The organism is Paenibacillus sp. MZ04-78.2, from assembly GCF_024213375.1.
Lineage (GTDB): Bacteria > Bacillota > Bacilli > Paenibacillales > NBRC-103111 > Paenibacillus_G.
This window is the reverse complement of the sequence record NZ_JANAVJ010000013.1, coordinates 28243-49205: the sequence shown is the minus strand read 5'-3', so window position 1 is coordinate 49205 and position 20963 is coordinate 28243. Positions and strand designations below refer to the sequence as shown.

General features: G+C 53.3%; 16 protein-coding genes. 15 read left to right on the top strand and 1 reads right to left on the bottom strand.

Annotated elements, in window-relative coordinates; all coding sequences use genetic code 11:
• The first annotated feature begins 2 nt into the window (after nt 1-2).
• The 5 genes from NLX71_RS12165 (at nt 3) to NLX71_RS12145 (ending at nt 5146) form a co-directional block, all read left to right on the top strand.
• Nucleotides 3-1232, top strand: coding sequence for a 2-hydroxyacyl-CoA dehydratase family protein (locus NLX71_RS12165; RefSeq protein WP_254363905.1), 1230 nt, complete (start codon nt 3-5; stop codon nt 1230-1232).
• A gap of 36 nt (nt 1233-1268) precedes the next feature.
• Nucleotides 1269-2036, top strand: a complete 768-nt coding sequence (locus NLX71_RS12160; RefSeq protein WP_254363904.1) for an acyl-CoA dehydratase activase — start codon at nt 1269-1271, stop codon at nt 2034-2036.
• A gap of 52 nt (nt 2037-2088) precedes the next feature.
• Nucleotides 2089-3498, top strand: coding sequence for an MATE family efflux transporter (locus tag NLX71_RS12155; RefSeq protein WP_254363984.1), 1410 nt, complete (start codon nt 2089-2091; stop codon nt 3496-3498).
• A gap of 56 nt (nt 3499-3554) precedes the next feature.
• Nucleotides 3555-4277: a class I SAM-dependent methyltransferase gene (locus tag NLX71_RS12150; RefSeq protein WP_254363903.1), complete on the top strand. Its 723-nt coding sequence runs from the start codon at nt 3555-3557 to the stop codon at nt 4275-4277.
• Nucleotides 4278-4609: 332 nt separating this feature from the next.
• Complete coding sequence (locus NLX71_RS12145) at nt 4610-5146, top strand: hypothetical protein (protein WP_254363902.1); 537 nt, start codon at nt 4610-4612, stop codon at nt 5144-5146.
• A 73-nt stretch (nt 5147-5219) separates the two neighbouring features.
• On the opposite strand, the gene NLX71_RS12140 is transcribed toward NLX71_RS12145, so the two are convergent.
• A complete protein-coding gene (locus tag NLX71_RS12140) occupies nt 5220-6164 on the bottom strand; it encodes a phosphotransferase family protein (RefSeq protein WP_254363901.1) in 945 nt (314 codons plus the stop codon).
• 193 nt (nt 6165-6357) lie between these two features.
• On the opposite strand from NLX71_RS12140, the gene NLX71_RS12135 reads away from it, so the two are divergent.
• The 10 genes from NLX71_RS12135 (at nt 6358) to ric (ending at nt 20879) form a co-directional block, all read left to right on the top strand.
• Nucleotides 6358-7449: a LacI family DNA-binding transcriptional regulator gene (locus NLX71_RS12135; protein ID WP_254363900.1), complete on the top strand. Its 1092-nt coding sequence runs from the start codon at nt 6358-6360 to the stop codon at nt 7447-7449.
• A gap of 152 nt (nt 7450-7601) precedes the next feature.
• The gene (locus NLX71_RS12130) at nt 7602-9212 is read left to right on the top strand and encodes a type 2 periplasmic-binding domain-containing protein (RefSeq protein WP_254363899.1); all 1611 of its coding nucleotides are present in this window, start codon (nt 7602-7604) and stop codon (nt 9210-9212) included.
• 13 nt (nt 9213-9225) lie between these two features.
• Entirely contained in the window at nt 9226-10122 is an 897-nt protein-coding gene (locus NLX71_RS12125) for an ABC transporter permease (RefSeq protein ID WP_254363898.1), read from the top strand.
• Complete coding sequence (locus tag NLX71_RS12120) at nt 10116-11009, top strand: carbohydrate ABC transporter permease (protein WP_254363897.1); 894 nt, start codon at nt 10116-10118, stop codon at nt 11007-11009. The genes NLX71_RS12125 and NLX71_RS12120 overlap by 7 nt, the downstream gene beginning before the upstream one ends.
• A 12-nt stretch (nt 11010-11021) precedes the next feature.
• Nucleotides 11022-14180, top strand: coding sequence for a beta-galactosidase (locus NLX71_RS12115; protein WP_254363896.1), 3159 nt, complete (start codon nt 11022-11024; stop codon nt 14178-14180).
• A gap of 359 nt (nt 14181-14539) precedes the next feature.
• Nucleotides 14540-15919 (top strand): amino acid permease, encoded by a 1380-nt coding sequence (locus tag NLX71_RS12110; RefSeq protein WP_254363895.1) that lies wholly within the window; start codon nt 14540-14542, stop codon nt 15917-15919.
• Nucleotides 15920-16208: 289 nt separating this feature from the next.
• A complete protein-coding gene (locus NLX71_RS12105) occupies nt 16209-17270 on the top strand; it encodes a suppressor of fused domain protein (protein WP_254363894.1) in 1062 nt (353 codons plus the stop codon).
• 190 nt (nt 17271-17460) lie between these two features.
• Nucleotides 17461-18936: a protein adenylyltransferase SelO gene (locus NLX71_RS12100; RefSeq protein WP_254363893.1), complete on the top strand. Its 1476-nt coding sequence runs from the start codon at nt 17461-17463 to the stop codon at nt 18934-18936.
• 282 nt (nt 18937-19218) lie between these two features.
• On the top strand, nt 19219-19950 hold the full coding sequence (locus NLX71_RS12095; RefSeq protein WP_254363892.1) for a YwiC-like family protein: 732 nt from the start codon (nt 19219-19221) through the stop codon (nt 19948-19950).
• Between the two features lie 212 nt (nt 19951-20162).
• Nucleotides 20163-20879 carry an iron-sulfur cluster repair di-iron protein gene (ric, locus tag NLX71_RS12090; RefSeq protein WP_254363891.1) on the top strand — a complete coding sequence of 239 codons (717 nt, stop codon included), beginning with the start codon at nt 20163-20165 and terminating at the stop codon, nt 20877-20879.
• The last annotated feature ends 84 nt before the right edge of the window (nt 20880-20963 follow it).

Genomic DNA, 20963 nt, shown 5'->3' with positions numbered 1-20963 from the left:
CGATGAGCCAATTTAAAGTGGAAGCGAAAAGCCGCGAAGAGCAGTACAAAAAGATGATGTCCGTCCTCGAAACGTACCGGGCCGAGCCGTCCGATCCGTCCTCGGCGCTGAAAGCGGCGCGGATGAGGTCGTTGTTCAACGGCTACCGCCTGACGCAAGCCTATAAAGAGGATACGAAGGTAGCTTATGTCGTCGAGCAGTTTCCGAATGAAATCGTCTTCGGCTTCAATATGCTTTCTTGGAATATGGAGTCGATGGCGATCCTGCTGGCCCAAACCGTCAACGTGGACCCGTTCATTAATTTGACGCAGGAGAAAAGTCTTTCCCGGGACATTTGCTCGTTTCTGCGCGGCTCGCTGGGCGTCATGCTGGCGAACGGCTACCCGAATCCCGACCTGGTGATGGTGAATGATCAGCCGTGCGATTGCCTGGCCAAAGTAGGGAACATGTCGAGCAAGCTGTACGACTGCACGTTCCTCTCGATCAATACGCCGAACCAGATCAACGAAGACACGCTGGCCTATCTTGTGGAACAATTGAAAAAGCTGATCGCCGATATCGAAAGCAACCTGAATATCTCGTTCGACGAAGAGCTGTTCCGGCAGGTCGTTCAATATTCGAATGAAGCGAGAGACTATTACTGCAAGACGGTCGAGTTGAACAAAACCTACGAGCTGCCCGGCGTGTCCAGAGAATTGCTCGAAATTTTCGGGATGAACGGCTTCGGCTTGAAGGAGAACGTGCAAATCTGCAAAACCTTGTACGAAGAAGCGCTCGCAATGAGCAAGCAGTCCGACCCGAGCAAAAAGAAGAAGCGGATTCTATGGGCGGGCCAAGCGCCGCACAACGATCACGAATTAATCCGCTATTTCGAGCAGCAGGTCGAGATTGTCTATTGGGCGCCGCTGTGGGATGCCAATCTGGTGTCGCTTGATCCGGAGGACCCGTTAACGAGCATCGCGGAACGGGCGATCTTGTATCACTGGAACGCCAAACGGTTAAAAGAAAATATTTCTCAGGTTTGTACTTCATTTCATATCGATGGTGTTGTAATATCAAATATATGGGGTTGCAGGAACATGATGGGAATCAGTTCGATGATTCGGGAGATGTCCGGTGAACAAGGATTGAAGTACTTGACGATCAGCGTGGATTACGTAGACAAGAACAACTATGCGTTCAATCATGTGAAAAACCGCATCGACGCTTTTCTGGAAATTATGAGCGACTGAATCATCCACTCATTCGGGATAAAGGAGAGTAGCCCTATGATTACCTTAGGAATTGATATCGGTTCTTTGTCGACCAAATCTGCGATTTTGAACGACAACAGCGTCGTCGCCTACGATGTCGTGTACACCGGAGGCGATAACCGGCAGTCCGCGGAAACGACGTTCAACAACGTGCTGGCGAAAGCCGGACTTACGAAAAAGGATATCGACGTCATCGTCACGACCGGCTACGGCCGGGAGAACGTGCCGTTTGCGGATAAACACGTATCGGAGATTACGTGCCACGCCAAAGGGATGCATTTCTTGAACCCTTCCATCCGGACGGTTCTCGATATCGGGGGGCAGGACAGCAAGGCGATCCAGATCGGGGAAAAGGGCAATGTCGTCAACTTTATGATGAACGACAAGTGCGCGGCGGGCTGCGGCCGGTTCCTCGATATTATCGCCAGAGCGCTCGGGGTCAAGCTCGAAGAGCTGGGCGGGATTCACCAAACGGCGACCTCGACGGCCCGGATCAGCAGCATGTGCACGGTGTTCGCGGAAACGGAGGTCGTATCTCTGGTCGCGGTCGGCACGCCGACGCCCAGCATTATTAAGGGCGTGCACGAATCGATAGCGACCCGGGCGATCGCGCTGCTGAAGGCGGTAGGCATCAAGGAGCCGCTCGGCATGAGCGGCGGCGTCGCCAAAAATATCGGCATCGTTAGCGCGCTGCAAGATTTGTTAAACATGAAAGTGGAAGTGACGGATTACCCGCAAGTGACGGGAGCGATCGGGGCGGCTTATATCGGCCGCAGCGCGTAACCGGCGGGCGTTGTAACTCAGGAAACCATGAAAAGGGGAGTCGCTTGTGTCCATGTCACCGGAGACGGAAAAAGCGCGTGATGCGGTTGTTCTCGGGCCGGCAAACCAGGAGCAGTCCATTTCGATCCGAACGATTTTGAAAATTACGATGCCCGTCATTCTTTCGATGTTTTCGCTCAATTTGATGGTATTTGTCGACCGGGCCTTTGTCTCGATGTACGATCTGGGACAATTTGCGGCTGTCGTACCGGCCGGTAACGTAGGGACGGCGATCTCCAGCATCTTTATCGGCATCGTCGGCTTCGCCTCCACGCTCATCGCCCAATATTACGGAGCCGGCAAATACCCGAAGTGCGCCTCATCGATGTGGCAGGGCGTCTATCTCAGCATCGTTTTTTCGGTGGTGCTGCTTCTGGTGTCTCCCCTCGCCGTCAATATTTTTAATTGGATGGGGCATACGGGGGAACTGCTGGCTTACGAGAGGCAATTCTTCTACCTGATCATGGTTTCCAGCTGCGTCCAGCTGTTCATTACCGCATTTTCCGGCCTGTTTCGAGGCGTTGCCAGCACGACGGTCATCATGATCGTCGGGATTGTGTCCAATGTGTTCAATGTGTTGCTTGGCTGGCTGCTGATCTTCGGAAAGTTCGGTCTCCCGGAGCTTGGGGGGATCTGGGGCTCGGGACTGGCGACCATCAGCAGCTCCGTGCTCGCCGTGATCGTGTATATGATCTTGCTGGGGAGACGGGGGGTTAAAGCGAAGTATGAGATTCCGGCGCAGATGAAATGGGACGGCGCCTTGCTCCGCAAGCTGCTTCACTTCGGGTTTCCCGCGGGCATTCAGGCGTTTCTCGGCACCGGGTATTTCAGCCTGCTGCTATTGATTATCGGCAAGACCGGGGAGTTTCCTTTGTCCGCTTCCAATATCGCGTTCACCATCGAAGGGGTGTCGATTTTCCCCATCTGGGGGTTAGGCGCGGCCATCGCCATTATTGTCGGCCAGGAGAAGGGAGCCGGGCGTCTCGACAATGTCCGGAGAGCCGCGAAATTGGGGCTTGGGATCGGACTTGTGTTCAACGTGCTGATCATCTTCATTTTTAATTTGTTCCCGCAGGCTTTAATCTCGATCTTCGGCGGAGGGAATCAGCAGGACACGTTCCTGAAGCTGATGGCGGTCACCGTCCCGCTTGTCCGGCTCACTTCGCTGTGGATCGTGTTCGATACGATGCAGATCATCATCAGCAATGTGCTGCGCGCGGTAGGCGACACGGTGTTCATGATGGTTATCTATATCGTCGTTCCTATTTTGTTCTATCTTGTGATTCCGTACCTGTTCAGCGTCGTCTGGGGGCTTTCGTTAATCTGGATATGGATTGCCTTGATCGTTTATTCCATGGTGATGCTGCTTCTGGTATCCGTCCGCTTTCTGGGCGGGAAATGGAAGCGGATCGAAGTCATCTGAACGCAGGCGATCCATCGTCCATTCACATATTTCTATTGGGAGAGGTGCTACAGCACATGGAGTTTTCAAATGTATACGAAGACGCTGAACGGGCGGAAGCCTACGCCACCTTGGAGTTTCCGGGAACGTATTATTTGGCTTTTCGGGATTTGCCGGAGATGCTGACCAAGCATATCGCCGGAACGAGCGCTTTGGATTTCGGCTGCGGAGCGGGGCGCTCGACCCGTTTTTTGCGGGATCACGGCTTTGACGTGATCGGCATCGATATTTCGGCCGGCATGCTTGGCAAGGCAAGAGAAATGGACGCGGCCGGCGATTACCGGCTCATTCCGGAAGGGGATCTGCGTCTGCTGGACGGGGCGACCTTCGATCTGGCGCTGTCGATGTTCACCTTCGATAACATCCCGACCTTGGAGAAGAAGCTGCAAAATTTCAAGCAGCTCGCCGCTTCGCTGAAGGAAGGCGGGAAAATCGTGATGGTCGTCTCCTCTCCCGACATTTACCTTCACGAATGGGCCTCCTTCACGACGAAGGCTTTTCCGGAAAATCAGCATGCCCGAAGCGGGGACAAAGTCAAAATCATCATGAAGGATACGCACGATCAAAGGCCGGTAGAGGATGTTGTGTGGTCGGACGCCGCTTACCGGGACATTTTCGACCAAACCGGGCTTCACGTGGTGGAAATGCATCAGCCGCTTGGCCGGGAAGATGAGCCTTACCCATGGATTAACGAAACCCGTATTTCGCCGTGGGTGATGTACGTAGTGGGCAAGAAATAAGCATGATTTCGTAAGACTGGGGATGCCCCGAAGAGCTTAGGCGCTCGGGACATCCTCAAGCGTTTAATCGGGAGAAGGAGGAGCCAAGCGCTCCTTTTTTGTTTACATAATATTTATTATGTTTGTATTGCGATGACAAATCGGACGATAGACTACGAAACGAGGCTTGCAGCAGCAAGAACGAGTGTGGATAATGATTTATACAAGTTGCAGGCTAAAAACCTTACCGGGAGGACATGCCAATGACAGAGAAATATGGGTTCTGTTAAGTCCGAGGTTCCGCCGCCGCATCCTACTTCGTACTTATGAAACTTTAGCTTGGGAGGGCGAATATGGATGTTTTGATCAGAGAACTGACGGCTGGGGACGGAGAGCGATGGTTGGACCTCGACGGATGGCTTACTGTTGAGCCATCGGGCAGAATAAGATTCGCGAATTCTTCAAGAAAGGGGTGCGAAAAAATGAGCGATGTTGTAAATGGATATTTAGAAGCAATGCAAGCCATAAACGACCGACCGGATCACGGATACACGTTTGAATTTTTGAAAATGAAAGGAGCTCGAAACGCAATTGATGCCAGTAAGCAACATTTTGGTGCTTTATGCAATGGTACGCTCAATGAAATCGACATCAATGGATTCATAGGTATTTTGGAAAGATGGTTTTATGAAAAAGATAACGCGAGCAAGGATTACCGCGTAGAAAAATTTTGCGAACTATTAACCCATCATTTAGGGGATAATGTTATTTACTACCATGTGGGAACGGTTTTAAACGGTTATTATAATGACGCTGATTGCATTACGTTCCAAGTGAAAAAGCCTCATGGCATGATTTATTATGGACTTGAGCTTGGCGTGAATGATTAATAATTCACCAGGGGACAGAACGCAAGGGAAAAGGGGAATGCTTGCACAGAGCAAGCATTCCCCCTTGCAGCACTTAACCGCTTATTTCATTCAGTTCCTTGCTCAAATAGTTGAGTGTCACCGCTCGTTCCTGCGCCTCTTGCCGGTCAAACAAGAGCTGTTCCATAAACTCCCAAATATCCTCCAATTTGCGTCTGTACCGATAAAATTGCAGCACATCGGGGTTGATTGCAAAATCGTTATGTACCTTCCGATAAATCTGCACAAAATCATCGAAATAAGGCTCGTCAACCAGGAACATCAGATCGGCTTCGACAGGAGCCAATTTCAGCCCTTCCCAGTCAATCAGCATCAGCTGCGGGCTGGATTGCATCAGATTCCAAGGGTGAAGATCGGTATGGCACAGGGCCATTCTTAAATTCCTGTTCCGCAAATCGGCAGACAGCTTCTCTACGGTATCCGTCAGTCCATTCAATTGGTTCAGGTGAGAGGTTATCAATTCCCTGACGTCAAGAGGAAGCTCGCGAACTTCTCGTTCCAACGTTTTCCTCATCTGCGGCACAAACGGAACAGCAAAGTCTTCCTTCAACGCCTTCGTTTCCACCGGAATTTCTTCACCGTACAAATGAAGCTCCGCAATCATGTTCGAAAGCTCGACAACCTGCTCCGCGGTTAAGGCTTTCTCGCCGACCGTTTCTCCCTCGATATATTCATAAAGCAAATAAATTCCGTCGTCATCTTCACATTTGTAAGCGCCGGTTTGGGTTGGCACGGGTACGGGAAGCTTGCCTTTCAAGCCGCTATGCTGCATAAGCCATACCGTGATGGGCACATATTGATCAATGAGCGCCGTCAATTTCGGAGTCGACGCCCGGCTCTTTTCGTAAGCCTTCAAGAAGAAGGCCTGCTTGCCGCTGAATACTTTAAAGGCTAGCGCCGCCCAGCCGCCCCGTTGTGGTAAAATGTTAGTAGCATCCAGATCGTAGTGTTCTTTCAAAAGGTTTGGGATATTGTCCATAAGCTCCTCCTGCAAAAATTTGTATCCTTATTATACATCATGACAAGGCACAGGGGTCAAATCCGATGCAGGAACTTTACAAAATGATGCATTTAGTTTACAAAACAAGTTGACAAAAAAGCAGGGGAACCATACAATTTTAAAATCATAAACTAAAAAATGGTTCGTACTAAGGGGAAGAAAGAGAGAGCCGATGAAAAAACAAAAAGTGACGACCCACGATATATCCAAGCTCCTTGGCATATCGCGAAATACCGTGTCCAAGGCGCTCAACAATCATGCAAGCGTTTCCGAGCAAACGAAGCAGAAGGTGCGCGAAGCGGCCGCCAGTCTCGGCTACAAAACCGCGGATTCGACGGCAGCGGAGGAGACGGAAGCGGTAAGCACAACGGCCAGAGGCGGCATCGCTTTCATCACGAACATATTTACCCCTGCCAACAACGGCTTCTGGATGGGCGTTATCAAAGGGATCGAGGAGATTACAGCCAAGAACGGCTACGAGCTGCTGTTCGATTTCATCAAGCCGGACGAGCTTGCCAAGCTTTCGCTGCCTTCATGCGTAGTGAACCGGTCGGTGAACGGCCTGATCGTCAGCGGCTATCTCAGCAAGGAATATACCGACCTTCTGGCCTCCGTCGATTTGCCCAAAGTATTTCTCGATGCCCGTCCGGACCTTTCATTTTCCGCGCTGTACGCCGATATCCTATTGGTGGACAACGAAGACAGCGTATACGATATGACGACGCATCTGATCGGACGGGGGCACCGTCATCTGGGATTCGTAGGCGATATCACCAGCTGCCGGTCGTTTATGGAACGGTGGCTCGGCTTTAAACGGGCGCTGCTCGACGCGGGCTTAACTCTAGAGCCGGACTACTGCGCCACCGGGCCCAATCCGTCGCAGTATCATCATTACGACGATATCGAAAACGCGTTCCAACGCCTCGAAGCGTTTCCGACGGCTTTCGTATGCGCCAACGATACGATCGCCATCCGCGTCATTCAATATTTGCGAAACAAGGGCCTTCAGGTGCCGGAGCAAATCGCTGTGACCGGGTTCGATCATTCCGAGCATGCCGATTTCGTCACGCCTGCGCTGACCACCGTACACTATGACGAGAAGGATTGGGGCCGCCGCGCGGCCGAAGAGCTGTTGTGGCGCATGAACAACCCTGCGCGGCCTTACGAAATGGTCCGTCTGGGCACGAAAGTGATCTACAACGACTCCACCTCGACTGTCCCGGTATCCTTGCCGGTTGCGGTAGCCCCGAACGTTTCCCGATAAATCCATGCGATTTTGCACACTGTAACATTACAAAACGCAATTGTGTAAATGATAATGTAAAATTATTGTTTACAATGTTGCGTTTTTTGTTTATGATGAACCTAGTCAATTTGTAAGGGTTTACATTCTCTTCTTAACAGGGGGTCATCCGTTTGAAAAAATTAAAAGCTTTTGTTCCTGTAGCATTCCTTACCGCAAGCCTCGTTGCCTGCCAGAACGGCGGGAATAACGGGGCGAACTCCGCCGACGGCGCAGGGCAGTCCAAGCCGTCGGACGCATCGCTTAACCTTTCGATGACTTTGATGGGCGGGGCGAAAACACCGAATTCCTGGGCGGAAAAAGCGTTGGAAGAAGATCTGACGAAGGCGCTCGGAAAACCGGTTGCGATTGAGAGCGTTTTCCTGCCGGGATGGGAAGATGCGCAGACGAAGATCAATTTGAACATGAGCGACAAAAGCACCATGCCCGACATCCAGTGGTGGTACGGCATGGACAAGGAATACACGAACTGGGTAAAATCCGGCGCGCTCGTCGACCTCGTGCCTTATCTCCAGAAGCACGGCAAGACGGTTTTGAATTACTATTCTCCCGAAACGATGTTCTACTCTTATGAAAAAGGAAAGATGTACCGCCTGCCGGGAGACGTAGCGGAAGCGACCTCCATGACGACGATCATCCGCAAGGACTGGCTCGATAAGCTGGGGCTGAAGGTGCCGACGACGGTGGATGAATATATCGAAGTTTTGAGAGCGTTTACGAAGCGAGATCCCGACGGCAACGGCAAGGACGACACGTACGGCTTGTCCGGTCCGGGAATCGCAGGCTCGGCGGAATACCGCACGTTCGCGCCGATTTTCTTCGCCTACAAGTCGATTCCGAACGAATTCATGGTGCAGCCTGACGGAACGGTCAAATACGGCGCGGTGCTTCCGCAGACGAAAGAAGCTTTGAAGGTTTTGCAGAGCATGTATAAGGAAGGGCTCATCGATCCGCGGACGATCAGCAATACGGACGCCAACAAATTCGAGGAAATCGCCGCAAGCGGCAAAGTCGGCTCCTTTTACCGCTGGATCGCTTATTTCAACCCGTCCAGCACGCTGTACAAATCGTTCAAGGCGAACAACCCTTCGGGCGAGCTGCTCGCGATTCCGCCGGTCAAAGGCCCGGACGGCTTCAGCTCGGATTATCCCGAAGCGGTCGGAGGCTGGTGCTTCATCGGCGTGACCAACAAGGCCAAAGATCCCGCGGGCGCGGTTCAAGTGCTGAACCGGATCGCTTCCCCGGAAACGTTCAAGCTGGTCAGCTTCGGCAAGGAAGGCGAGCATTACAAGATGGAGAACGGCCAGTTCCAATCGCTTCTGACCCCGGACGCACAGAACAAGCTCGGCATCGGCAACTACACCTGGTATTTGAGCCGGAAGGACGAAGCGAATATTTCCAACATTCCGCAGGTGATTGACCTGTTCAAGAAGAACGAGGCGACGTCCAAGCCGCTGCGGGAGATGGTGGTCAGGTTCAAGACGAACGATCGTCCGGCCTTCAAGGAATACATCAAGGATATCGAGAAAGTGCGGGACGAAATGTTCTACGGCATCATTTCCGGCAAGAAAAACATCGACGAATTCGATAAGTTCGTCGACAAATATTATGCGATGGGCGGCAAAAAGGTAGAGGAAGAGGCGAACGCCCTGTACAAAGCGCAAAAGCAGGAATATGCGGAATTTTTAACATGGTACGACAAAGAAATCAAGCCTTATAAATAAGGGGGAAAACCTCTTGCTAAAAGATCTGGTCAGGGACAAGTACTTATATTTGCTGCTGCTGCCCGGTATGCTGTTCATCATCGTGTTCAAATATATTCCGATGTACGGCTTGGTCATTGCTTTTCAGGAGTACAACATATTGCAGGGCGTCGGGGGCAGCGACTGGGTCGGGTTGTACCAGTTCGAAAAGCTGTTCACGATGCTGGACTTCACGAACGTGTTCAAGAATACGCTGATCATCAGCACGCTGAAGCTGGTCTGGGGCTTTCCGGCGCCGATCGTACTGGCGCTTTTGCTAAACGAGGTCAAGCAGCTCGTGTTTCAGCGGTTCGTGCAAACCGTCGTTTATTTGCCTCACTTTATTTCGTGGGTTATTTTTTCCGGGATTATCATCATCTTTTTGAATCCGGTGGACGGTCTGGTCAATCAGGTGATGGGCTGGTTCGGGGGAGCGCCGATTGACTTCCTGATCGAAAAATCGTATTTCCGCTCCATTCTGGTCGCTACCGATATTTACAAGGAGGTCGGCTGGGGGACGATCATTTATTTGGCCGCCATTTCGGGTATCAGCCCGCAGTTGTACGAAGCCGCCATCGTGGATGGGGCAGGAAGGTTCCGGCAAATGTGGAACATTACGCTTCCGTCGATCCGCCACGTGATCGTTATCCTGTTCATTCTCAGTCTCGGCAACATTTTGGACGCGGGATTCCTGCAAACGCTGCTGCTGTACAATCCGCTGGTCATGGATGTGGCGGATATTATCGACACGTACGTATACCGCAAAGGGATCGTGGATGCGAGCTATAGCTTGGGGGCGGCCGCCGGTGTGTTTAAGTCGGTTATTGCGCTGATTCTGGTCGCAGCTTCGAATCAACTGGCGAAAAGGTTCGGCGAGGAGGGCTTATGGTGAGGAAGCTGAAAAGGAAGCCGTTCGCCGGAAGCAGGCTGTTCCAAGCGGCCAACACGCTGTTCATGCTGGCGCTCGTCGTTATCATGCTTTACCCGTACTGGTACGTGATCATGTATTCGTTAAGCGATGCGAAGCTGGCGGGAAGCGGCGGATTGTTTCTCCTGCCCAAAGGCTTCTCGCTCGCCGCATACGAAACGGTGCTCGGCAATACGGCCGTGCTGTCCGGTTTCAAGGTTTCGCTCATCGTTACGCTGACGGGCACCTTGCTTGCCACGTTCATTACGGCGGCGACTGCGTACGCGATCTCAAAATCGCGCTTGCGGGGCCGGAAGCTGTTTACGCTAATGATTTTGTTTACGATGCTGTTCCACGGCGGCATGATCCCCGGTTATTTGCTCGTCAAGGAGCTGGGGATGCTGGACTCGTATTTGGCGCTCATTCTTCCGTCGGCGATCGGGGCGTGGAATATTTTCATCATGCGCAGCTTTTTTGCCGGAATTCCGGCGGAGGTGGAGGAGTCGGCTTACATCGACGGGGCGAACGATCTGGTTATTTTTTTCCGGATCGTGCTTCCGCTGTCGAAAGCGGTGCTGGCCACGATTGCCTTGTTTATGGCCGTCATGTATTGGAACGACTTTTTTTCCACGATCCTGTATATTTCTTCGAAGGACAAATGGGCGCTGCAAGCGGTATTGCGGGACCTGCTGACCAATACGTCGACGGCGATGCAAAGCCAAGGCATCAGCATCGCCTACCAGCAGGAAATTAGCGAATCGACGATCAAAATGGCAAATATCGTGGTCGCCACGCTGCCGATCTTGATCGTATACCCGTTCGTGCAAAAATATTTCGTCAAAGGCGCGATGATCGGTTCGGTCAAAGGCTAGAAAGGAGTCAGCATGGACAACGTTATCGTATTGTATGATCCGGAGTTCCCTTTCCTTGGGGAACGAATGGATGAAGCCGGTCTCGAACGGCTGTCCGGCGTCTTCCGCGTGGTCCGGGCGGAGCAGCTGTCGCAGGCGCTCGCGGGCATGGCAACCGAGTGTTTGGTGAATCTCCATGCCCCTTATTTCCCGAAGGAAGCGTGGGGTGCGATCCTGGAATTTCTGCAAAGGGGAGGCGGGCTTGTTAGCATGGGCGGAGCCCCGTTCCGCATTCCGGTCTACCGTGAGAACGGAGCATGGCACGCCGAAGCGGAGCAAACGGCCTATCACCGGCAGCTTCGCATTCACGAAGCGATGACGGTCGATCCGGCTCCGGTCGCGAAGCTGGTGGCCAGCGAAGATGTGCCTCTGCTGCGCGGGCAAGAGCCGCTGTTTGAGATTCAGCCGACCTACAGCCTCATTCTCCACGTAACGCGGCATGACGACCAACCGCACGAAAGCGGCTCGGCCGGACCGATGGACGCGCATCTGTACCCGCTGCTGAAAGGCCTCTCGTCCGAGGGCCGAGAGGTCGCCGCTCCCGTAGTGCTGCTGGAAAATACGAAAGGCGAGTTCGCCGGAGGCCGCTGGCTGTTCGTTCACCAGCTTGCGACAGCGTTGTTCTGGGAAAAGGGCGGGGCTGCGGCCCTTGCGGAATGGGCGGCGTACTGCGCGCTCGGCGTGACCGAGCTGACGCTCAAAACGAACTACGCGTCGTACGAGCCGGGCGAACGGCCGAAGCTGAAGCTGCAAATGCAGGGCATGCGGCGAACGGACGGGACGGCCCCGGCCGGCCGCTCTTGGCGCTTTGCCATCGAAGTCCGCCGGGAGGATTGGACAGCGAACGCGGGCGGAGGTCTGGCGGACCCGTTATGGTCGGGGGAGCTTCGGGCCGCCGTGTCCCGCGAGCAGAGCTTCGCAGAGCTGCTGCTGCCGGTTTCCGTCGAGCCGGGGCTGTACGAGATTGTCTGTAGAGCGGAGTCTGACCTCGGCGAGGTCCGCATGCTGCGGCAAGGCTTCTGGGGAAGGGACGAAGAGCTGCTTCGCACGGGCAGTCCGTTGCGGTGCGACCGGGATTATTTCTGGAAGGACGGTCGTCCGATGCCGGTGGTCGGCATGACCTACATGAGCTCGGATGTAGCGCGGAAATTTCTGTTTCTGCCGAATGTGTCGGTGTGGAACCGGGATATGGCGCAGATGAAGCGGGCCGGAATCAACTTCATCCGGACCGGAATCTGGACGGCGCACCGGCAGGTGATGTTCGTCGACGGCCATCTGTCCGAGGAGGCGCTGCGCGCGATCGACGCTTTTATTCTTACGGCGAAAAGGCACGGGCTGGAAGTGAATTTTACGTTTTTTACGTTTGCGCCGGAGGCGTGGGAAGGGGCGAATCCGTATCTGGACCCGCGGAGCGTGGAAGCGCAGAAACGGTTTCTGGCTGGTATCGTATCGCGGCATCGCTATACGACAAACGTGCATTGGGACTTGATCAACGAGCCTTCGCTGTTCGATCCGCAGCGGGTGTTCGCCGGTCCGCGTCCGGTGCGCGACCGGGAGGAGCGTACGGCCTATTCCGCTTGGCTGCAAAGACGGCACGGCTCGGTGCGGCGGCTGCAGGAGCGCTGGGGCATGACGCCGTCCGAGCTGCCGACCTTCGAGGCGGCCAGTCCGCCCGCGCCGGAAGAGATCAACTTCGACGTGCACGATATGGCGAGAGGCAAAAGGGGAGCGCCTTGGCTCGACTACACCTTGTTTACGATGGAGATGCACAACGAGTGGATACGCAGTCTAAGCGGTACGATCCGCGCACTGCATCCCGGGGCGCTTATTACGGTCGGGCAGGACGAAGCGCTAGGCGGCCAGCGTCCGTCGCCGTTGTTCTACGGCTCCGAGGTCGATTACACGTCGGTTCATTCGTGGTGGCTGAATGACGATTTGGTATGGGACGGCATTTTTACCAAGGTGGTGGAGAAGCCGAATCTGGTGCAGGAAACCGGCATCATGTATCTGGAGACGCCGGACGGGCGGGCGAAGCGGTCGGAGAGCGAGCTGAAATATTTGCTGGAGCGCAAATATGCGTATGCGTTTGCTACCGGTGCCGCCGGAGCAATTCAATGGATCTGGAACACGAATTATTACATGAACAACATTAACGAGTCGAACATCGGCGCCCTACGGGCCGACGGGACGGAGAAGCCGGAGGCGGATGTTTCGTACGATTTCGGCCGCTTTATGAACGAAATCCGCGACTTGTTTACCGGAAGAAAACCGGAGGAAATCTGCGTCGTCTTCCCGTATTCGAACGACTTCTCGAACCGCAGGCTCGCCTGCGAAGCGACTTCCCGGCTGACCCGGGTGCTTGCTTACGAGCTGAAATGTCCGTTTTTCGCTGTCGGGGAATATGATCTCGGGCCGCTATCCGAGCTCTGCCCGAAGCTGATCGTCGTTCCGAGCGCGCACAATTTCAGCGACCAGGCGATGGAGACTTTAGTCGAGCATATCCGTACCCGAGGCGGGACGCTGCTCTTCACAGGGCCGCTCGGGCTGGATGAATATTGGCGGCCGACCGGGCGTCTCAGTGAGCCGTTCGGTCCGTACCGGGAAGGGAACGTATGCCGGGAAGAGCAGCTGATGATTGACGGGAATGCCCATTCCGTCTCGTTCGGACGCCGCAAAATCGCCGAGCTGGGCAAAGGGATTTCCGAAGAGGATACGTCGTCCGGTGGTACCCGGTTGACCGACGTTTTTCTAGGAATGGGACGCCTATTCTGGTGTCCGCTGCCGGTCGAATTGAACGACCGCACTGAACCGATTCGCGAGCTGTACAAGCATGTCGTCCAGGCAGCCGGTGTGCAGGCCGAAATGGTATGGCGGCGGGGCGGGGAGCTTGCAGGTATTTATGGACGCAAGCTTTCGTTTGCGAAGGGGGCGCTCTTCGTCTTCGTATCCGAGTACGCTCATCCTGCGAATGTGGAGATTGAGGACCCGGCTAACGGCGCGCAGTACCGTTTTACGATTGAAGCGGAGCGTTCGGTATTGTTCGCTGCTGACGTAACAGGCAAGCTTATTGCCGTGTATCGCGATAATGAAGTGCGAATCGAGCATGGGAACGAACAACCGGCGTGGTTGTAAAGTACGGGTACGGATGTGAATGAGACTGTGCGTGAGTCACAGTCTCATTTTTTATACGTAAGGATGTGCGGATGGCCTTGTGCCTGCTACAGTCATCATCTGTGGGATTCCTACATGAAAAGGCAGCTTTCCGAGATAAGAAAAATCGAGGGCTTCCAAAAGCCCAATCCTGCACAAGACACGACCTTTAGAGGCACGTGTCTTTTTTTAATTTAAGACGGAAATGTTGCGTTACCGCCTGGTTGGCGGACCCTGCAACAATTTCTGCGCTGCTTCCCTTTATCAGGAGGATAATGACAATATTTGTTGAATACATAAAAAATGTGGTCGGAGAACATACATGGAATGGGGGCATTTTTGTGGAATCTAAGACATTAGTCCGAGGACTGAAGACGAGGCATATTGAACTGATTGCGCTCGGAGGCACGATTGGCGTCGGCTTGTTCATGGGGTCGGCAAGCACGATAAAATGGGCTGGCCCGTCCGTATTGCTGGCCTATTTATTAGCAGGGATTATTGTGTTTTTTGTCATGCGGATCATGGGGGAGATGCTGATTCTCGAACCGGTGACCGGATCTTTTGCTACGTTCGCTCATAAATATATCAGCCCTCTGGCCGGTTACTTGACGGCTTGGAGCTACTGGTTCTTATGGCTAACGGTGGGCATGGCGGAAGTGACCGCCATCGGCATTTATGTCGGCTATTGGTTTCCCGACATTCCGCAATGGCTGCCGGCCTTGGCAGGCGTAGCAATCATTGCGGCGGCCAATTTAGCGGCTGTCAAATTATACGGAGAATTTGAATTTTGGTTCGCCATGATCAAAGTCGTCGCGATCGTCGCCATGATTGTGGTTGGAACGGCCATGATCTTCTTCGGTTTAGGCAACGGAGGACAGCCCATCGGCCTTTCGAATCTTTACGCGCATGGCGGTTTTTTCGCCGGAGGATTGAAAGGGTTTTTATTTGCCCTCTGCATCGTGACGGCCGCCTATCAAGGCGTTGAATTGGTTGGGATTACCGCCGGTGAAGCGGAAAATCCGAAATTCACCTTACGCAAAGCGATCAAAAATATCGTCTGGCGCATTTTGATTTTTTACGCAGGCGCGGTCTTTGTCATCGTCACGCTGTATCCTTGGAACCAAGTCGGCGAAATCGGCAGCCCCTTCGTTATGACCTTTGCCAAGATAGGCATTGTCGCCGCTGCGGGCATCATTAATTTCGTTGTTCTCACGGCTGCAATGTCAGGCTGCAACAGCGGGATTTACAGCGCGGGCAGAATGCTGTATACGTTGGCCTCCAACGGTCAGGCGCCTAAATTTTTCGGAAAAGTATCCCGCAGCGGCGTCCCGAGGAATAGCATCGCTACCACGATTTCATTGCTGTTAGTCGGAGTTCTGTTTAATTACCTGTTTCCCAACTCCAAATTGTTCCTGTATATTTACAGTGCCAGTGTTCTTCCGGGCATGGTGCCGTGGTTTGCGTTGGCCTTCAGTCAATTTAATTTCAGAAAGAAATGGAAGGACGGCTTGAAGGATCATCCGTTTAAGTCTATTTTCTTCCCGGTCAGCAACTACATCACGATCATTTTCTTGTTCCTGGTGCTAATCGGAATGTGGTTTAACCCCGATACCCGTGTCTCGCTGATTGTCGGAGCGGCATTCATTCTGATCGTCGTTGTGAGCTATTATGTTTTTGGCATAGGAAAACGGCGGCAAGTCAAAGAACTGGAAGAAGCATAGAAAGGCGCAATTTGTAAAAATACAGCCGAGCGAGTTCAGGTCATGTCCTGCGTCCGCTCGGCTGTATTCTATCAAGTCGAAGATAGCTCACATTGATATATTTTCCATAAAGGGTTACTATGTTAGAAGCGTTTCTTGACGTCTAAGGCTATTTTGGCGCTTGCATTGAAGGAACGGCGATGCCATCCCAAGGATTTTTTTGCAGGGAACAGCGATGAAAGCCTGAGGGGATACGACTCCGAATGCCTGCTAAGGCAACTTGGACAGAACTTTTGGGAGGGAACGGATAATGAGCGAAGAAGAAAGCACAGCGGGCTGGGATGCCATTGATGAGGAAATGTCGAGGCTTTACGGGGATCAAGAGCCGATGCATTACGGATCGATGCTTCCCTTTATGTTGGGGGGAGAAGATCCGCTGGACGGCATCAGTGTGTATGAGGTGGACGAGCCTACACCGCATTGGCATTTCGTGACTTATGGATTTTCGGAGCTATACGATAAGGAGTCGGACGATGCCGAAGAGAGCGGCTATGGATTCGAATTGACGTTTCGGCTGGCATGCGAGGAAGACGAGGAAGAGCCTCCGGCCTGGGCGCTGAACCTGCTCCAAAATATGGCGAGGTACGTGTTTAAAAGCGGCAATATTTTTAGATCGGGCGATTACTTGGATGCCAACGGTCCGATCTGCCTGGATGCCGATACGCAGCTGACCGCCTTGGCTTTCGTCGAGGACCCGGAGCTTCCGGCCATCGATACGCCGAACGGGCGGGTGCAATTTGTGCAGATGGTCGGGATTACGCGCGACGAGCTCGAAGCGATGCAAACGTGGAATACGCTTGGCGTGCTCTCCGTTTGCTTGAATCATATGCCTCATTACATCACGGATTTGGGACGGGCTTCGCATCTGGGGATTCCGGCCATTGCCGAAGCCGTGCAGAAAGGAATGCAAGAGGAAGGCTCGAATACCGGTGTTTTATATAATGATCAGTTAGCTTGGGAGCCTGGGAAAAAGGGCTTGTTTAGCAAGTCGCCTTCCACGCTTACGCTGGGAGCCAAGCAAGCCGAAATCATCGGAAAGCTGCTTCAAGGGCGCATTCTGAAGGGGAAAGAGCTGACGCTGTTCGGTCCGGAGATCCGGGTCGTGTTTGAAGCGGGCGAGAAGGCGGAATGCGAAGTTGGAGAGGAAGAGATCCTATTCACGCTGGATGATGCGACGGCCGGGGAATTGAGCCGGAAATTGCTGCCTAAGGAAAGCGTGATTGAGCTCTCCGCTTTACCGGGAATTGCGATTCAAATTGTAAAAACGCACATTAAGGATTCCGAAGGGAACGTCGTCAAGGTGATCGGTTAAAGCTGCCTGCTCTTGGTGGCTGCATGATTGAGACGGCGAAGCGCAAACCGCCAGCGGGACAAACGTCCTGCCGGCGGTTTCTTTTTGTTTCATATGCCTAAACGCGCTGGAAAGTGTATAATAAACTGGTAGAAGTAAACACTATTGCGGCGGCCTCGTACTAATTTTTGAACGGTAAAAAGGAGATCCGATGACTGAGAACAAAGTAATCCCGGAAGCAGGATGGAATTTCGATAACAGCTATGCGCGTCTGCCAGAAATGTTTTATTCCAAGCTCGACCCGACCCCTGTCCGTTCGCCGAAGCTGATCGTTCTTAATGAGCGGTTAGCGGCATCCTTGGGGTTGGACGCTCAGGCGCTGCGAGGCAGCGATAGCGTAGCGGTGTTTGCCGGTAACCGTATTCCCGAAGGGGCTTCACCTCTTGCTCAGGCTTACGCGGGGCATCAATTCGGGCATTTTACCATGCTGGGTGACGGTAGGGCCTTGCTGCTTGGCGAACAGATTACCCCCGACAAGACCCGGGTAGATATTCAGCTCAAGGGTTCCGGCCGGACGCCGTATTCCCGCGGAGGCGACGGTCGGGCGACGCTTGGACCGATGCTGCGCGAATACATCATCAGCGAAGCGATGCATGCGCTCGGTATTCCGACCACACGCAGTTTGGCGGTAGTGACCACCGGCGAGGAAATCATCCGCGAAACCGAGCTGCCCGGCGCGGTTCTGACCCGCGTGGCCGCGAGTCATGTGCGCGTCGGAACCTTTCAATACGCTGCCAATTGGGGCACCGTTGAGGAGCTCCGGGCCCTGGCGGATTACACCATACAGAGGCATTATCCGGCGGCTGACGCGGCGGAGAACCGCTATCTTGCCCTGCTTCAGGAAGTGATCAAGCGTCAGGCCGCGCTGATTGCCAAATGGCAGCTCGTCGGCTTTATTCACGGGGTGATGAATACCGACAACATGGCTCTAAGCGGGGAGACCATCGACTACGGTCCTTGCGCCTTCATGGATGCCTACGATCCGGCAACGGTGTTCAGCTCCATCGACGTTCAAGGCCGTTACGCCTATGGCAATCAGCCGTCGATTGCCGCGTGGAATCTCGCGCGATTGGCCGAAGCCTTATTGCCGCTGCTGCATGACGACGAGGATCAGGCGATCCGGCTGGCGGAGGATGCCATTTCCGATTTTGTCGAGCTGTTCGGTCGTCATTGGCTCGCGGGAATGAGGGCGAAGCTGGGCCTTTTTAACGAAGAGCCGGAGGACGAAGCTCTAATTAAGGACCTTCTCGTCATGATGCAAAAGCATCGGGCGGACTATACGAATACGTTCCGGGCTTTAACGTTCGATAAGCATGAGGAGTTAGCGTTCAACGGAACGACGGAATTCGCCCAGTGGCACGAGCTGTGGCAGGCAAGACGGGGCAGGCAGCAAGAGCCGCAGGAATCCTCGCAGCAGTTGATGCGGAGCAGCAATCCCGCGCTTATTCCGCGCAACCACCGGGTAGAAGAAGCGCTGGATGCCGCGGTGGAGCAGGGAGATTACAGCGTGATGGAGCGGCTTGTGCAGGCGCTGTCGAATCCATACGCGCACGCTCCCGAGCAGGCGGAATACTGCACGCTGCCTGCGGCATCCAACCGTCCTTACCGCACCTTTTGCGGCACGTGATCGTTGTTCCACAAATCGAATAAGCCAACACAGATGAACGGGACAGTAGTTCAGGACGAACAGTCGCAGCGAGCCGGGGGTGGTGGAAGCCGGTACGTTGGTTTTGGATGAAGCGGACCCGGGATAAGCAATAGGCTCTCGTCTCTTTTTGGAGACGGGGGTCTTTTTGGTTGGATGTAGTAGGTAAGTCATTTACGCGATAAGTGAACAAGATCATAGATCAAGCATGGGAGACAATTATATGATGGTTGTGCAATAAGGTGCGAGAGGAGCGGCTGTCCCATGAAAAAGCGAAGTATAGTGATTCCTCATGAACACGGCGGTTGGGCGATGGTGAGCGTTCCTTTTCTGCTTGGCATGTTCGCCGGGCAGCCGCAGTTAATGCATCTGCCGTTATTTATGGGATGGCTGCTTCTCTATCTATCGTCTTATCCTTTTCTTCAATCCATGAAAAATAAAACGAATCGGCGGCATTGGATCAAATGGGGGACAATTTACGGTTTGCTTGCGGCTTGTTGTTTGGTCCCGCCGCTTTTCAGCCATCCGGCGTTGCTCTATTTCGGCCCGCTTCTTCTTGTACTGCTTTCGGTGAACATATGGCATACGAGACACAAATCCGAAAGGGCACTGATTAACGATCTTTGCGCCGTCCTCCTATTCAGCATCGGGGGAGCCGCCGCTTACCTGATAGGCGGGGGAGGATGGGACCGGATGATGGCGTCGGTCGTTCTGTTCAGCTTTTTGCATTTTACAAGCAGCGTCTTTTTTGTGAAGGCGGTATTCCGCGAAAGAGAGAACAGGCGATGGATCGCTTATACGCGAGCGTATCACGGTTTGCTCCCATTCGTCCTGTGGGCGGCAGGCTATCCGTGGATGATCCTCGCATATGCGTATTCCGCTGCGCGGGCATTCGCTTTCGCAGGCAAGCCGATTCGGCCCTGGAAGGCGGGAATTATTGAAATTGTGGGTGCGGTGCAGTTCTTAATTCTTTCCGCTGCGATCATTCAACGATGAAGGCTGAGAAGGATAGTTGAATTCAGCTTCATTTTCTGGAAAAAGTCCAAGTTTTGTTGCTTACCGGCAACGAACCTTGGACTTTTCATTTTTGGGTTAGGAGAGCCGAAAAAACGTGATTGCAAACACAGTAGGCTTACGCTCATTGCATTACAATTTAGACAAGAACATGATCACTGGATAAACGGTCATGTCAAAAGGAGGTCAAACCAATGAGCAATACTTTTAACGGTTCCGAAACGATCGGACAAATCGTAACTGCTTTTCCCGGGTCCAGCAACTTGTTTCAGGAGCACGGCATCGACTTTTGCTGCGGCGGGGGCCGCCCCCTGACAACGGCGCTTAGACAGAAAAACATCGAGGAAGAAGCTTTCATCGAAAAATTGAACCGGTTCTACGAGGAAGCGAAGAACAGAACCGATCCTAACACGGACTGGCGCAAGCTATCGTCGAGTCGGTTAATCGATCATATCGTCAGCACCCACCACATGTATTTGCAGCGAGAGCTCCCTGTGTTAAGCGAATTCATCACCAAAATTTTGCGGGTACACGGTCCGGAACGCCGCGAGCTCGCCAAGCTTCATATGCTTTTTCATCAGATGAAAATGGAGCTTGAGCAGCATTTGATCGCCGAGGAGGCGACTGTCTTTCCGTTAATTAGGGAATGGGAGAACCATCCGGTCCCATCCCTTGCGGAGAAAACGGCGAATGCGATAAGGGACCTTGAGGCGGATCACAGCGGCGTCGGCAATCTTCTGCACGAGATGAGAGCCGTCACGAGCGATTACAAGCTGCCGGCCGGCGCGTGCCGGACTTACACGCTAGCGTTCCACAAGCTGCAAGGGCTCGAATCGGATTTGTTCCAGCATATCCATTTGGAAAACAACATTCTTTTCCAGCGCGTAAGCCATCCCGCCAACGAATCTTAACAAGCGGATTTGCAAGAAGAGGTCGTCTATGGGAGGCGACCTCTTTTATGTGACTCGAATCATACCGGATCGGCACGGGTGCAG

Coding starts and splice junctions, on each gene's coding strand:
- NLX71_RS12165 (WP_254363905.1), top strand. CDS start 3: ATGAGCCAATTTAAAGTGGAAGCGAAAAGCCGCGAAGAGCAGTACAAA.
- NLX71_RS12160 (WP_254363904.1), top strand. CDS start 1,269: ATGATTACCTTAGGAATTGATATCGGTTCTTTGTCGACCAAATCTGCG.
- NLX71_RS12155 (WP_254363984.1), top strand. CDS start 2,089: ATGTCACCGGAGACGGAAAAAGCGCGTGATGCGGTTGTTCTCGGGCCG.
- NLX71_RS12150 (WP_254363903.1), top strand. CDS start 3,555: ATGGAGTTTTCAAATGTATACGAAGACGCTGAACGGGCGGAAGCCTAC.
- NLX71_RS12145 (WP_254363902.1), top strand. CDS start 4,610: ATGGATGTTTTGATCAGAGAACTGACGGCTGGGGACGGAGAGCGATGG.
- NLX71_RS12140 (WP_254363901.1), bottom strand. CDS start 6,164: ATGGACAATATCCCAAACCTTTTGAAAGAACACTACGATCTGGATGCT.
- NLX71_RS12135 (WP_254363900.1), top strand. CDS start 6,358: ATGAAAAAACAAAAAGTGACGACCCACGATATATCCAAGCTCCTTGGC.
- NLX71_RS12120 (WP_254363897.1), top strand. CDS start 10,116: ATGGTGAGGAAGCTGAAAAGGAAGCCGTTCGCCGGAAGCAGGCTGTTC.
- NLX71_RS12115 (WP_254363896.1), top strand. CDS start 11,022: ATGGACAACGTTATCGTATTGTATGATCCGGAGTTCCCTTTCCTTGGG.
- NLX71_RS12105 (WP_254363894.1), top strand. CDS start 16,209: ATGAGCGAAGAAGAAAGCACAGCGGGCTGGGATGCCATTGATGAGGAA.
- NLX71_RS12100 (WP_254363893.1), top strand. CDS start 17,461: ATGACTGAGAACAAAGTAATCCCGGAAGCAGGATGGAATTTCGATAAC.
- NLX71_RS12095 (WP_254363892.1), top strand. CDS start 19,219: ATGAAAAAGCGAAGTATAGTGATTCCTCATGAACACGGCGGTTGGGCG.
- ric (WP_254363891.1), top strand. CDS start 20,163: ATGAGCAATACTTTTAACGGTTCCGAAACGATCGGACAAATCGTAACT.